The organism is Mycobacterium sp., assembly GCF_025965855.1.
In the GTDB taxonomy this organism is placed as follows: domain Bacteria; phylum Actinomycetota; class Actinomycetes; order Mycobacteriales; family Mycobacteriaceae; genus Mycobacterium.
The window spans coordinates 1-13,466 of the sequence record NZ_JAOPWB010000284.1 but is presented as its reverse complement, the minus strand read 5'-3'; the positions used below and the strand labels follow the sequence as shown (position 1 = coordinate 13,466).

The following is a 13,466-nucleotide window of genomic DNA, read 5'->3' as shown; positions in this document are numbered from 1 at the left end:
GATGGCGAAGGTTCCGTTGCGATGGTCGTCATTGACAGTCGCTCAGTCATTTTCGACTCGTGTGACCGGGTTGTCGGTGAGGTCCAGCGTGTCGGCCAAGATGCCCGACGGGAACCCATCGGTGGTGGACAGCTCACCGAACCACGCCGCCTGGATGTCCGACTTCGTGATGCCCTTGTCGACGTTCGCGACGCACTCGGCGTAGGCCATCGGGATCAGATCCTTGATGCCGAGCTCGAAGTGCTCGGCGAACGGCGTCATCCCCGCCCCCACCATGGCGACTCTTCTCATGACCGAACTCCCTCCGTCGGGTGGAACGCATACCCGTAATCCGGGACGCCCCCACGGTCGGCGATCTTGCGCAGCACCACCGCGCCACCTTGTCCGATGGTCGCCTCCCCTGCCGGGACACCGGTGACCTTCATCAGCACGCGCACGGGGCTGCCGTCGAGTTGCACGACGGCGATCGAGTACGGGCTGGGCAGGTCGGGCACCGGGATCTGAATCGTGGTCTGTGTGTAGATCGTCCCGGTGCGCGGCAGCGGCTCGAGCCGGTAGTCGGTGACCAGCACGCCATCGTCGTCGACCCGAGCACGGGGCGGGAACTGCGGAGCGGCATCTATTCCGGGCCGTTCATCGAATACCGCTGCCTCCCAGCGCAACTTGGGTTCGAACGCGCGCGCATACGCGGGCAGCGAGATGGGGATGCCGTTGCCGTCGGCGGTGCGGAACTTTGGCAGCTCACGCGCCGCCGCCTCGTCGCGGATGATCGTGGTGTCGCCCGGGGAGAAGGTCACGTCGGCCGCCGTCACGCTGGCCTGTTCGACGGCGATCAGCAGTCCGCCGCCCTGCGGCTTCTCGATCATGCCCGCCAACGCCCGGATGACGCCGGACGCCGACGAGACCGGGTGCTCGAGCGCGCCCGTCGCGTCGAGGTCACCGCCGAGTTCCTTGGCCTTCACTCCCACCACAGCCGCCACGCTGTGCGCGTTCGTCAGGCCGAGCCGCGCGACCGTCGACTTGACCCCGACTTCACGCTGCAGACGAGGGTCTCCGTAGTCGCGCCGGACGCCGTCTTCGCCGCGTGTGACGGTGGGCAGGCTGCGGGTCTGCCGGGCCACCGGTTCCACGCGTGTGCCCTTTGGTCCCGTCAGGACGGCACCCGCCGCGGCCACCGACGCCGAGTCGTCGGCCGCCAGCACGAGGGTGCCGTTGGTGGCGCCGAGCAGCTGGTCGAGCACCGCGGGTGCGCCACCGAGCACCTCGCTGACGGGCACGTCGGAAGGAAGCGACAGGGCAGCCAAAAGGACCGCGCCGTTGCCGCCTTCGAGCAACGGAAAATCACGCGACACCAGCACGACACGCTGCGCAGTCGCACCGGGATCGGCTGCCCGACCCGCGGCCACCGCCATGGTCAGCGCGTCCTCGTCGGGCCCCTTGGCGCGCCGGCCGCGCACGGTCCACGGCGGGAGGTAGGTGCCAATCGAGACGACCTGCGTCATGGGGCCTCGTTTCGGTCGAGTGGCCGGGTTCATCGCGCCCACTAATGCGCTATATAGTTATAGCATTCCTGAATTCAGCACAGCGACGGCGGAAGGCCAGCCAACCGTGGGGAGTCCTCGCACCTTGAAGGGCCGCGTGGTCGTGGTGACCGGCGCGAGCCGCGGCATCGGGGCCGCCGTCGCCGTCCGGGCCGCCGCCGACGGCGCTGCCGTGGCCGTGTTGGCGAAGACTCAGACGCCTAATCCGAAGATCGCCGGGACGTTGGCCGAGGTTGCGGACGCCGTGGAGCGGGCGGGCGGGAACGCCCTCCAGCTTCCATGCGATGTCCGCGACGCGGATGCGGTGGCATCGGCGATCGCCTCGGTAGCCGAAACGTTCGGCGGCATCGACGTCGTCATCAACAACGCCGGGGCGCTGGACCTGAGACCCTCCGAGAAGTTGCCTCCGAGGAACCTGCGCCGACTGCTGGAAGTCAATGTGGAGGGGCCGTTCGCGATTGTGCAGGCCGCACTCCCGCACCTGCGCCGGTCGGGCAACGCGCACGTGGTCAATGTCGCTCCCCCGCTGAACATGGACCCCAGATGGATTGGCGCGCACGTCGGGCACACCGTGGGCAAGTACGCCGAGAGCCTGCTTACCTTGGGATGGGCCGAGGAGTTCGCCTCGGTGCCGATCGCGGTGAACTCGCTGTGGCCGGCCACCACGATCGCCAGCACGGGGATGATGGTCGCCATGGGAGAGGAAGCGGTACACGCACAGGCCCGTAGCCCACAGATCATGGCCGAGGCAGTGCACGCGCTGGTCACCCGCCCGGCCGCGGCGTGCAGCGGCCACTTCTACACCGACGAAGAGATCTTGCGGGAAGAAGGCCGGGACGACCTGTCGGGCTATCTGCTAGCCGCGAGCGAGGCGGACCTGACGCCCAACTTCTACCTCCCGTCGGCCCCGGTGCCTACGGTTTAGGCAGCAGCTGTGGTGAATTCGTTCGACGCGTTGAGCGCCCGTGAGCCCGAGTTGGTCAAGCTGCGGTCCGCCGTGCGGGACTTCCTGGGGTCCGACCGCGCGGAGTTCGGGTGGCGGCCCGGCGTCGACTCGTGGTTGGCCGGGTGGGACGGGGAGTTCTCCGCTCGGCTGGGCGCCGCCGGATTCATCGGCCTGACCATCCCGCAGCGCTACGGCGGCCACGGGCTAGGGCATCTGCACCGCTACGTGGTGACCGAGGAGCTGATTGCAGCGGGTGCGCCCGTGGCGGCGCATTGGACCGCCGACCGTCAGGTCGCACCGGGCCTGTTGACCTACGGCTCCGAGGAGCAGCGCGAACGTCTGCTGCCCAAAATTGTTGCGGGCAAGCTCTATTCATCCATCGGTATGAGCGAGCACGGAGCCGGATCCGATCTTGCTGCCGTGCAGACCAAGGCCGTCCGCAGCGACGGCGGCTGGCTGCTCTCGGGGACGAAGGTGTGGACCAGTGGCGCCCACGAAGCGCACCAGGTGGTGGTGCTGGCCCGCACGAGTCCGCCGGACCCCGAACATCGGCACGCCGGTTTCAGCCAGTTCTTGGTGCCGTGTGATGCCGAGGGCGTTCGCATCGAGCCCATCATCTTGATGTCGGGGGCGCATCACTTCAACGAGGTGCTGCTCGATCAGGTCTTCGTTTCCGATGCCGACGTGCTCGGTGAGGTCGGCAACGGCTGGCACCAGGTCACCTCAGAGTTGTCCTTCGAACGCAGTGGGCCCGAACGGATCCTGTCGACCGGTCCCCTGCTGTTCGCCGCCATCCGCGCACTCGGTCGCGGACCGGTGCCCGACGATCGCACCGCTGCCGATATCGGTGACCTGATGGCGCGGTTGATCTCGTTGCGGCAGCTGTCGTTGTCGGTGGCCCGCACGCTCGCCGACGGCGGCGATGCGGCCAATCAGGCGGCGCTGGTGAAGGATCTCGGCACCCGTTTCGAAGCCGAATCCGTCGGGTTGATCGCCGATCTGCTCGAGGCGGTACCGCCGGATTCCGAAGTGGCGACAATGCTGAACACCGCGTGGCTGCACAAGCCGATGTTCACGCTGCGCGGCGGCACCAATGAGGTCTTGCGAGGCGTGATCGCGCGTGGAATGGGGTTGCGGTGAGTGCCCTGGCCGGCGGGGTGTTCGCCGCGACCGACGCCCAGGACGACGAGGCGCAGCTGCGCCAACTCGTCGACGCCCTTGGGCGGCGCTCCTACGACGCCGGGCTGGGCCACCGCGGCATCCCCGACCCGTTCGACGTCGAGCTGTGGCGCAACCTGGAAGAGACCGGGCTGGCCCGGCTGACCAGCACACCCGACATGGGAGCCGGTCCGCACGAGTTGGCGATCGTGCTCTACGGCCTGGCCCGGCGCGCCGGCGCTGTGCCGCTGGCCGAAACCGACGCGCTCGCAGGCTGGCTCGGACGCCAGGCCGACATCGAGCTACCCGACGGTCCGTTGACCGTCGCGATCACTGACGCCGAAGCCGAAGGCGGACGGGTCACCGGTACAGCCCATGCCGTGCCGTGGGCGCGGGCGTGCACGACGGTGCTCGCGGTTCGTGTTGGCGACGGTCTGCGGGTCGGCGTGCTCGACTCGGCGAACCGCACACTGCACGAAGGCCACAACCTGGCCGGCGAGCCGCGCGATTCGATCGCGTTCGACGTTCCAGCCGAGGCGTTGCACGACGTTGATCCGGCACTCGGCACCGAGCTGGCTCGACGCGGCGCCTGGTCACGCTGTGTGCAGACCATCGGGGTGCTGGACGCCGCGGCGGCGCTGTCGGTGGAGCACACCCGCCAGCGCGTTCAGTTCGGTCGTCCGCTCAGCGCCTTCCAGTCCGTGCAGCAGTCACTGGCCGGCATGGCCGGGGAAATCGAAAGAGCCCGTGCAGCTGCGGAATTGGCTGTCGCCGCCGCTGCCGAGCACGGCTTCGACTCCCCCCACACCGACTACGCCGTCACCGTCGCGAAGGTCGCGGTCGGCCGCGCCGTCGGCCCGGTCACCAGCGTCGCCCATCAACTGCACGGCGCGATCGGCGTCACCAGTGAGCACCCGCTGTGGCTGTTCACCCTGCGCGCTCAGAGCTGGACCGGGGATTACGGCACGACCGCGAACTACGCGCGGCGACTCGGCAGGCTGGTCCTGGCCGCGGAGGATCCGTGGAGCTTGGTGACGGGCGATCCGCCTCAACTGGAAAACAACGGTAAATAAGGAGAATTGGTGACTGTAGCGAAATTCGACGGCGCGTCGGCGATTGTCAGCGGCGGTGCGGGCGGCCTGGGCGAGGCGACGGTCCGTCGGCTCCATGCCGAGGGTCTTGGCGTGGTGATCGCCGATCTCGCCGCCGACAAGGGCAAGGCTCTGGCCGACGAGCTGGGCCGCGGGGCACTGTTCGTCAGTACTGACGTAACGAGCGACGACAGCGTGCAGGGTGCCATCGAGCAGGCCAACCAGCTCGGTCGGTTGCGCTACGCGGTCGTTGCGCACGGCGGCTTCGGGGTGGCCCAGCGGATTGTGCAGCGTGACGGCAGCCCGGCCGACATGGCCGGTTTCACCAAGACCATCAACCTGTATCTCAACGGCACCTACAACCTGACACGGCTCGTAGCGGCTTCGGTAGCCGCCGCCGAACCCCGCGAGGACGGCGAACGGGGTGCCATCGTCATGACGGCCTCGGTTGCGGGCTATGAGGGTCAGATCGGCCAGACCGCTTATGCCGCAGCGAAAGCCGGTGTCATCGGGCTGACCATCGCTGCCGCTCGCGACCTGAGCTCGGTGGGCATCCGGGTCAACACCATCGCACCTGGAACGATGAAGACGCCGATCATGGAGTCGGTCGGCGAGGAGGCGATCGCCAAGTTCGCCGCCAACATCCCGTTCCCGAAGCGACTGGGCACTCCGGACGAGTACGCCGACGCCGCGACGTTTCTGCTGTCCAACGGCTACGTCAACGGCGAGGTGATGCGCCTCGACGGCGCGCAGCGCTTCACTCCGAAGTAGGCGCGGCGGGGCCTACAACCGGCCCTCCACCCGAAGTTTCGGGTGCACCCAGTCCGGCGAGTTCTTCTGCTTGAACGCCCGGAAGCCTTCGGCCGCCTCGGGACCGAAGAGACTGGTCGTCATGCCGATCCGGTCGTACAACCCGAGATAGTTGTCCAGGCTCGCCTTGACCAACCCGCGCGCTCCCGGAGCGGTCCGGCAGCACTGCGCGAGCAGCTCCTTGGCGACGCTCAACAGGTCGTCGTGCGGGACCACCCTGCTCACCATGCCCCAGTCGAGCGCCTCCTCGGCGTTCAGCGTCCGTCCGGTGAACATCAGGTCCTTGGTCCGGACCGGTCCAATGAGCCGGGCCAGCACCTGGCTGTAGTACGTGTCGGCGATGCCACGGAACAATTCCGGCACCCGGAAGACGGCCCGGTCGCTCACCACGGCGAGGTCACTGCACATCGCGATTTGCAGGCCACCACCCTGACAGAGGCCGTTGACCGCGGACACGACCGGCTTGGCCGACTGCCGCAGCGTGTCGAAGGGCGTGACGTCGGTTCCCAGGGTGGACGCGAAGTCCATCCAATTGTCTGCTGCTTTCTGACCCAGGTCACCTCCCGGCGCGAAAACGTCGCCGGTGCCGGTGATGAGCAGGCCGGCGAGGTCGGGTTCGGCATTGACGCGACTGACCGCGTACCGGATCCCGAAATACATCGCAGGCGTCATCGCATTCCGGGCCTCGGGGCGGTCCAAGGTGCAGATCGCAAACGCGCCTTCGCGTTCGAACCTCAGGTAGGGGCTGCCCAACCAATCGCCGTCGGGTGGGCGCGGACCGCCATTGGGGCTGTCGGACATGTGAGATCCCTTCCAAAGCTCGCAGTGTGCCGTCGTCCATCAAATTAGCCAAATAGTTGTACGATTCCAATTCCCCGGCGTAGCATCCTGGACGTGGCGCACGTCACTTCGTCGCGCCCTCACCATCGCGCTCAGCGCGGGCGATAGCGAGCTACTGGAGGCATACGAATGGGTTCACTGGACGGCAGGGTCGTCTTCATCACCGGAGCCGCTCGCGGGCAGGGCCGTTCGCACGCGGTGATGTGCGCTGAGGAAGGTGCCGACATCATCGGCGTCGACATCTGCGAGAACCTCGACATCGTGCCCTATGCCCTGGGCACCGAAGACGATCTCGAGGAGACGGCTCGCCTGGTGGAGAAAACCGGCAGGAAGATGCTGACCCGCAAGGCCGACGTCCGAGACCTCGCTGCGTTGCAGGACGCGTTCGACGCGGGCGTCAACGAGTTCGGCCACGTCGACACGGTGCTCGCCAACGCCGGGGTCGTGCTCACCAACGCCGACGAGCGCGACGCATCAGAGGCGCTGCGGCTGGGGCTCGACATCATGCTCATCGGGGTGTGGAACACCTTCCAGGTCGCGATCCCCCACATGAAGGAACGTGGCGAGGGTGGCAACCTGATCGCGACGAGTTCGATGATCGCCCTGCTGGACCTCACCGACGGCCGCGGCGGCAGCGACGCCTACCTGATGTCCAAGGTCGCAATCGTCGGCCTGGTCCGCGCGTACGCGGCCATGCTTGCCCCCGACCGCATTCGCGTCAACGCGGTGGCGCCGACGAATTGCGCGACACCGATGATCACCGACAACCCGGCGCTGTTCAAAGTGATCGAGGACAACCCCCGCATGGTCAACGCGGTCCAGACCGCGCTGCCGGACTTGCCGCTGATCGAGCCACGCGACGTGAGCAACGCGATCCTCTTCCTGATCAGCGACGCGGGCCGTTCGTTCACGGGAAGCATGCTGAAGGTGGACGCCGGCATGGACGTTCGGCGAGGCTAGTCGGCCCCCGAATGCATTACGGAATCAACGGCCGTTCGGCGCTGGTCGTCGGCGGCAGCAAGGGCATCGGCTTCGAAGCCGCGAAACTGCTTGCCGCAGAGGGTGCGCGGGTGGCGATACTGGCGCGTACCAAGTCCGACGTTGACGCCGCCGTCGAAACGATCCGTAACGAAGGTGGCATCGCGATCGGCGTCATCGCCGACGTCAGCAGTGCCGAGCAGATCCAGGACGCGGTGCGAGAAGTGACGACCGAGCATGGGCCGCCGCTCATCGTCATCGGTCAATCCAAGTACCAAAAACCCGGCGACTTCGCAGACATCAGCGACGTGAACATCTACCGCGAGTCCTTCGACATGCACACCACAAGCCAAATCCTGCTCCTGCATGCGGTGCTGCCCGCGATGAAGGAAGCGGGTTGGGGCCGCTTCGTCCACATCGGATCAGCCACAGCGAAGGAACCCACGGGCAGCATCCATCACGTGGTGGCCAATACCAGCCGTCCGTCGACGATCGGATTGCTCAAGACCGTCTCCGACGAGTACGCCCAATACGGCATTACCGTCAATACCGTCGCGCCCGGCTGGATCGAAACGGAGAACGCGCTCGCCTATCTGGATCAGCACGTCGGCGCGAGCACCGAGCAGGAGCGGCGTGAGTTTATGCTCACCGGGGCCCGCGTCCCCGCGGCGCGGATGGGCAGACCGCGCGAAATCGCCTCGCTCATCAGCTATCTGTGCTCCGAACCCGCCGGCTATATCACCGGTAACTGGATCGAAGTCGACGGCGGCCTGCACCGGTCGGCGTTCTAACGATAAGGAGCCTACGTGGAAACCCTTGGCGCACCCCAACTCTCCTTTGCCAGCCTGCCGATGGGCGTTGACCGCGGCGTGGGGTGGAAGGTCCTGCGTGATGCGGGGCGGGTGGTGTGCGTCGACGGAATCTTCTATCTGACCCACCGCGACGACGTGCTGGCCGCGCTGCGCGATCCCGAATTGTTCTCGTCGAAGAAGGCCTTCGACGTGCTCGGCAGCCCGCTGCCGCTGGTGCCCATCTCGTTCGATCCGCCCGAGCACACCCGGTTCCGCAAGATCCTGCAGCCCTTCTTCAGCCCACACACCCTGAAGGAGATGCTGCCCTCGCTGCAGCAGCAGGCGATCGAGATCATCGAGCGGGTAGCCGCACAAGGCGAGTGCGAAGTCGTGGCCGACGTTGCGATCCCCTACCCCTCGCAGGTATTCCTGACCCTGTTCGGGCTGCCGCTGGAGGATCGCGACAAGCTCATCGCGTGGAAAACCTCGGTCATCGCGATCTCGGAAGCGCCGTCACTCGAGGATGCCGACCTGACGCCGGCACTCGAATTGGTCACGTACCTCACCGAGGCGATCAACGCACGGCGGGCCGACCCCGGGCCGGACATCCTGTCGCAGTTGCTCACCGGGGAGGAGCCGCTCGATGACGCTGAAATCATGGGCCTGAGCTTCCTCTTCGTCCTGGCCGGGCTGGACACCGTCACCGCGGCAATGAGTTCCGCACTGCTGGAGCTCGCCCGCAACCCGGAGCTGAGAGCCACCCTCCGCGAAGATCCCGACCAGATCGATGTGTTCGTCGAGGAGATCGTCCGGCTGGAGCCGCCCGCGCCGATGGTGCCCCGCGTGACCACCACCCAGGTCACCATCGGAGACGTCACGCTGCCCGCCGACACCATGGTGCGGTTGTGCGTCGCCGCGATCAATCGTGACGACAGCGACGAGATCTCGACCAACGACGTGGTGATGGATGGAAAGGTGCACCGGCACTGGGGCTTCGGTGGCGGGCCACACCGCTGCCTGGGTTCGCACCTGGCCCGCCTCGAGCTGAGGTTGATAGTGGACGAATGGCTCCGACGCATCCCCGAGTTCTCGGTGAAAGTCGGCGAGGAACCGCAGATCGTGTTCCCCGCGAACACCTTTTCACTCGAACGCGTACCACTGAAACTGGGCTGATGGCTCCGACACCGTGGGACCCCGAGACCACGGCCGTTGTCTGTGTGGAATGCCAGAACGGTGTGCTGGGCCCCGAGTCCGTCTTGCCCGCCTTGGCCGCCGACAGCTCCGAACTCGTCTCTAGCGTGCGCCGACTTCTCGATTCCGCCCGCCAGTTCGGCGCGCGGGTGGTGCATGCGACCTACGAGGGTAGCCTCGGCGGCCGGCCGACTGGGACTGCACGCTTGTGGCGGGCGCTGGGTCCGGCAACCGCACAATGGGCTCCCGGAAGCGCTCCCACCGCAGTACTTCCCGAACTGCTGGCGCCCACTGATCTGGTTTTGCCGCGCCACCACGGTCTATTCCCCACGCTCGATTCCGAATTACTGCCCGTGCTCAAGGGCCTGGGCGTGAGCACCATCGTCCTTGCCGGCGTTTCGCTGAACCTGGCGATCACCCACACTGCCGGGCACGTCACCCAGGCCGGTTTCGACCTCGTCGTCCCGCGCGACGCCGTCGGTGGAACCCCCAAGGGCTATGCAGAACAGGTGCTGGACAACACTATTGCGGTGCTGGGTCGGCTGACCACGATCGATCAGCTCATCGGCGAATGGACGTCCGTCAGGTTTGACCGTTAACCATTCGCCACAGCATCTCGGTGGCCGCCGTGAGCACGGCTTGGCGCGTCGTTGACGGAATCTCGTTGTGACGAACCATCAGCCACGAACGCTCGAGCATCGCCATAACCACCAGTCCGGTTGCAACGGGGTCGAGGTCGGGCGGTGTCGGCGCGATCTTCGCGATGCCCTCACCGAGTGCGGCGGCGGTTCGACGGTGCGAGCGGGTGACTGCGGCACGGAATTTGCGATCGGGAGGCATGTCCTCCGTGGAGCGGATGACGAACGCACCGTTGCGGTCGAGGTAGCTGAAGTAGCTGGCAACCCAGGCCTCGATGTCCTCCCTGTTGGGCGGGCTCCCCTGCTCCATGAAACCTTCGACGACCGCAAGTGCTTGGCGGTAGGTATCGGTCCCGAGTTCGACGAAGAGTTCGGTCTTGTCGCAGAAGTAATAATAGAAATTCGCCCGGGTGACGGGCGCGAGGTCAGTGATGTCCCTGATGGTGACGCCCGAGAAACCCTTGCGCGCGAACGCGGTCCGCGCGGCGTCCAGAATTGATTCTCGGGTACGGTCGGACTTTGGTGTTGCCCGCCGGGGCGAACCCTCAGACGCCATGGGTTACCGATTCGGCTGCGGCCTGCGGTTCTGGATAGAACCCGCTCGCCCACCGACGTAGCGCCCGAAAGCCCGCCGCCTCCGATGTCGCCAGGCCCGGCGGTTCCAGGTACTTCTGGTGCTCCCAGATCCGGATGTCGTCGGGCAGGGCGAGTTTCGCCGCGGCCAGGCGCGCCTCGAAATCACCCGGGCCTTCTGACTTTTCCTCGCTGATCCAGTAGCCGGCGAAGATGTCGGATCTGCTGTCGTCCACCGGTGTCGCGCAGATCGAAATGACCCGGATTCCATCGCGGACGTGTTCGCCGTTGTAGCTGACGCCAACGCCTGACCAATAGATCTCGATCGTGTTCATCGTGTCGCCGTCGCGGTCCAGGCCGTCGCTCCACCTCCGGCCGAAGCCGACCTTGGCCGACCAGGTAGAGCTGTCGGTGCTCTCGCGCAACACCACCGGACTGACCGGGGTGCGGTGTACGAACTGGAAGTGGTGAGGATCGACAGCGTTCTCGGCGATCACCTGGGGATGCACCTTCACCCGCTCGTGCCGCGTCCGGCAATCGGCACCCAACGGGTGGAACCGCCGCGAGCCGACATGATCGCCCAGTACCGCGAAGGCGTCGGGCGCTTCCCACAGTGGTTCCCTGCCGGCGCTGTCATGCCAGATCAAGATCGAGTCGTTGACTTCTGCGACCGGATAGGAACGTACTCGTCGGGCCTTATTGGGCCGGTCCTGGTACGGAATGTGGACGTTGCGTCCGGCGCCGTTCCATACCCAGCCGTGAAACGGGCACTGGATGCCTTCTTCGACCACGCAGCCACCATGGGCCAGGCTCGCGCCAAGATGCTGGCAATGCGCGTCCAGCACCTTCACCACACCGTCCAGTTGCCGGAAGGCAACCAGATCCCGGCCGAAATAGCGCATCGGGACCACCTCGGCGACGGCGACATCGGCACTCCAGGCGACCTGAAACCACCCGGTGGGCAGCATGCTCGGCAAGGTTTGCATCTCGGAACGTCCTTTCCACGCACGACACCAGGCAGCAGCAATATCCCGAGGCTACTAATTTTTGACACTATTGTCGAAAAAGATTGGGCGCCCGAGCCGCGGGTCATAGCCAGCAACCAGGACGTACAATCACACATGTCTTACTAAGTTAATGATGTAACGCCGACGGATGTGAGAACACATGGACTGGGGTCTGCCGTGGCCAGGACCCGCGCTAGCGACGCAGGCCGAGGCTGCCGGGGCGCAGGCGTTTTGCGCCGGTGAGTTCGCCGACCTGAACGCCTACATAACAGCGACCGAGATGGCCCTGGGTAGCTCGCAGGCGAAGATCGGCCCCGGAATCGCCTATGCGTTCGCCCGGTCCGCGTTCGTACACGCCGCCGCGATCCGACATCTCTCCACACTCGCCCCGGGCCGGGTCTTTCTGGGACTTGGGTCGGGAACCTCACGGATGAACAAGGACTGGTTCGGTGTCGACGCCGCCCATCCCGCCCCTCGGATGGCCGAGCTGATCGAGGTGATCAGGGCGTTCCTGCATGCGGAGAATGGTGAACGCGTTCGATACGACGGACGGTTCTACTCGGTCGACGCCGACATCCGTGCACCGGTGCTCGGCCGGTTGGACGTGCCCATCCTGATCGGAGCCTTCAACAAGATCATGGTGCGCACGGTGGGGCGCACGGCCGATGGCGTGCTGGGGCACGGGTTGTTCACTGATCGGTGGTGGACCGAACTCGTGGAGCCCGAACTCGCCCGCGGCGCAGAATCAAGCGGACGCGATCCCGGCGGGCTGCGACGCTGGGGCTGGCTGATTACCGCGATCGACAACGACGACCCGGCCCGCGCCGTCCGGGACGCACGGCTTCAGATCGCCTTCTACTTCACCGTGAAGACCTACGACTCACTCGTCGAACTGCACGGCTGGGCGGACGAGGTCGCCCGGATCCGTTCGGCCTTCCGCAGTGGCCAACCGGAGACGATCGCCGACCATGTCACGGACGACATGCTCTGGTCGATCGCGATCTGCGGCGACGACGCACAGGCGCGCGAAATGCTTGCGACTCGCAAACGCTTGCCCGACATGGCGTTTGCGTCACCGCCTAGTTTCCTGGTCGGACGCCGACGGCGCGCCGGCTACGATGCAGCGGCCACGCGCGTTTTGTCGCAGCTGGACTGACGCATGCCGGATACCCCCAAATAGGCGCTTCACATGGTGTACTGAGTAGTACATGTCTAGTTTCAGGAGGCCGCGATGCCCAAGCGGGAACCACCCGCGCCGATGACCGCGCGAGAGAACAACGGTGCGGTGCGGTCACCCAAGACGGCCGAAATCGTGGCGGACACGTTACGGCGGATGATCGTCGAGGGACAGCTCAAAGACGGCGACTTCCTACCCTACGAAGCCGAACTCATGAATCACTTTCAGGTCAGCCGCCCATCGCTGCGAGAAGCCGTGCGAGTCTTGGAGTCCGACCGCTTGGTGGAGGTGCGGCGCGGCTCACGCACCGGCGCCCGGGTTCGCGTCCCGGGCCCCGAAATCGTGGCGCGACCGGCAGGCTTCCTGCTCGCCCTGGCGGGAACCACGCTCGCCGACGTGATGACCGCACGGATGGGGATTGAACCGTATGCAGCCCGATTGCTCGCAGAAGATGGCACCGTGACGGCGCACCGCGAGCTGCGCGACCTCATCGATGAGATCCCCGCTGCATGGGAGACCGGCAAATTGGCTGCAGCCTCGACCGGGTTGCACCGCCGACTGGTGGAGCTGTCGGGCAACGCGACGCTGACCGTGATCGCCGGCATGCTGCACGAGATCTTCGAGAGGCACATGACCGCAGCATTTCTCAGCGTCCAGAACGTCGTGCCCAAGGCTCAGTACAACAAGCTGATGCGGTCGTATATCCGACTCGCCGATCTGGTGGC

14 protein-coding genes and 1 pseudogene are annotated in these 13,466 nt (G+C 66.2%); 10 read left to right on the top strand and 5 right to left on the bottom strand.

The annotated features are described in order from the left end of the window. Positions 1-45: 45 nt before the first annotated feature. Both JWP83_RS24285 and JWP83_RS24280 read right to left on the bottom strand, forming a co-directional pair. Positions 46-291, bottom strand: a pseudogene (locus JWP83_RS24285) (thiolase family protein); the annotation flags it as partial. Beyond that, positions 288-1,502 (bottom strand): OB-fold domain-containing protein, encoded by a 1,215-nt coding sequence (locus JWP83_RS24280; RefSeq protein WP_297736088.1) that lies wholly within the window; start codon positions 1,500-1,502, stop codon positions 288-290. The gene JWP83_RS24280 and the pseudogene JWP83_RS24285, both read right to left, overlap by 4 nt. A gap of 124 nt (positions 1,503-1,626) precedes the next feature. Between JWP83_RS24280 and JWP83_RS24275 the strand changes: the two genes are divergently transcribed. The 4 genes from JWP83_RS24275 to JWP83_RS24260 are packed head-to-tail and all read left to right on the top strand — an operon-like array spanning position 1,627 to position 5,507. Then, positions 1,627-2,466, top strand: a complete 840-nt coding sequence (locus tag JWP83_RS24275; RefSeq protein WP_297736086.1) for an SDR family oxidoreductase — start codon at positions 1,627-1,629, stop codon at positions 2,464-2,466. A gap of 9 nt (positions 2,467-2,475) precedes the next feature. Then, on the top strand, positions 2,476-3,627 hold the full coding sequence (locus JWP83_RS24270) for an acyl-CoA dehydrogenase family protein (RefSeq protein ID WP_297736083.1): 1,152 nt from the start codon (positions 2,476-2,478) through the stop codon (positions 3,625-3,627). Then, on the top strand, positions 3,624-4,718 hold the full coding sequence (locus tag JWP83_RS24265) for an acyl-CoA dehydrogenase family protein (RefSeq protein ID WP_297736080.1): 1,095 nt from the start codon (positions 3,624-3,626) through the stop codon (positions 4,716-4,718). Before JWP83_RS24270 ends, JWP83_RS24265 begins: the two co-directional genes overlap by 4 nt. Positions 4,719-4,727: 9 nt before the next feature. Continuing rightward, positions 4,728-5,507: an SDR family oxidoreductase gene (locus tag JWP83_RS24260; protein ID WP_297736077.1), complete on the top strand. Its 780-nt coding sequence runs from the start codon at positions 4,728-4,730 to the stop codon at positions 5,505-5,507. Positions 5,508-5,519: 12 nt separating this feature from the next. Here JWP83_RS24260 and JWP83_RS24255 read toward each other — a convergent pair whose 3' ends face one another. Further along, positions 5,520-6,347 (bottom strand): enoyl-CoA hydratase/isomerase family protein, encoded by an 828-nt coding sequence (locus tag JWP83_RS24255; protein WP_297736074.1) that lies wholly within the window; start codon positions 6,345-6,347, stop codon positions 5,520-5,522. A gap of 168 nt (positions 6,348-6,515) precedes the next feature. Here JWP83_RS24255 and JWP83_RS24250 point away from each other — a divergent pair, with 168 nt between their 5' ends. From JWP83_RS24250 to JWP83_RS24235, 4 genes are read left to right on the top strand one after another with little or no spacing between them, the layout of a single operon-like run. Continuing rightward, the gene (locus tag JWP83_RS24250; RefSeq protein ID WP_297736071.1) at positions 6,516-7,346 is read left to right on the top strand and encodes a mycofactocin-coupled SDR family oxidoreductase; all 831 of its coding nucleotides are present in this window, start codon (positions 6,516-6,518) and stop codon (positions 7,344-7,346) included. Positions 7,347-7,357: 11 nt separating this feature from the next. Next, a complete protein-coding gene (locus JWP83_RS24245; RefSeq protein ID WP_297736068.1) occupies positions 7,358-8,155 on the top strand; it encodes an SDR family oxidoreductase in 798 nt (265 codons plus the stop codon). 60 nt (positions 8,156-8,215) lie between these two features. Next, positions 8,216-9,328, top strand: a complete 1,113-nt coding sequence (locus tag JWP83_RS24240) for a cytochrome P450 (RefSeq protein ID WP_297736091.1) — start codon at positions 8,216-8,218, stop codon at positions 9,326-9,328. Continuing rightward, positions 9,328-9,945, top strand: coding sequence for an isochorismatase family protein (locus JWP83_RS24235; protein ID WP_297736066.1), 618 nt, complete (start codon positions 9,328-9,330; stop codon positions 9,943-9,945). Before JWP83_RS24240 ends, JWP83_RS24235 begins: the two co-directional genes overlap by 1 nt. Here JWP83_RS24235 and JWP83_RS24230 read toward each other — a convergent pair. After that, a complete protein-coding gene (locus JWP83_RS24230; RefSeq protein WP_297736064.1) occupies positions 9,929-10,540 on the bottom strand; it encodes a TetR/AcrR family transcriptional regulator in 612 nt (203 codons plus the stop codon). The genes JWP83_RS24235 and JWP83_RS24230 overlap by 17 nt on opposite strands. Next, on the bottom strand, positions 10,530-11,543 hold the full coding sequence (locus JWP83_RS24225) for a Rieske 2Fe-2S domain-containing protein (RefSeq protein WP_297736061.1): 1,014 nt from the start codon (positions 11,541-11,543) through the stop codon (positions 10,530-10,532). The genes JWP83_RS24230 and JWP83_RS24225 overlap by 11 nt, the downstream gene beginning before the upstream one ends. Positions 11,544-11,724: 181 nt before the next feature. Between JWP83_RS24225 and JWP83_RS24220 the strand changes: the two genes are divergently transcribed. Both JWP83_RS24220 and JWP83_RS24215 read left to right on the top strand, forming a co-directional pair. Further along, a complete protein-coding gene (locus tag JWP83_RS24220; RefSeq protein WP_297736058.1) occupies positions 11,725-12,720 on the top strand; it encodes an LLM class flavin-dependent oxidoreductase in 996 nt (331 codons plus the stop codon). A gap of 75 nt (positions 12,721-12,795) precedes the next feature. Next, positions 12,796-13,466, top strand: a 671-nt coding sequence (locus JWP83_RS24215; protein WP_297736055.1) for a GntR family transcriptional regulator, incomplete at its 3' end; no start/stop codon positions are given.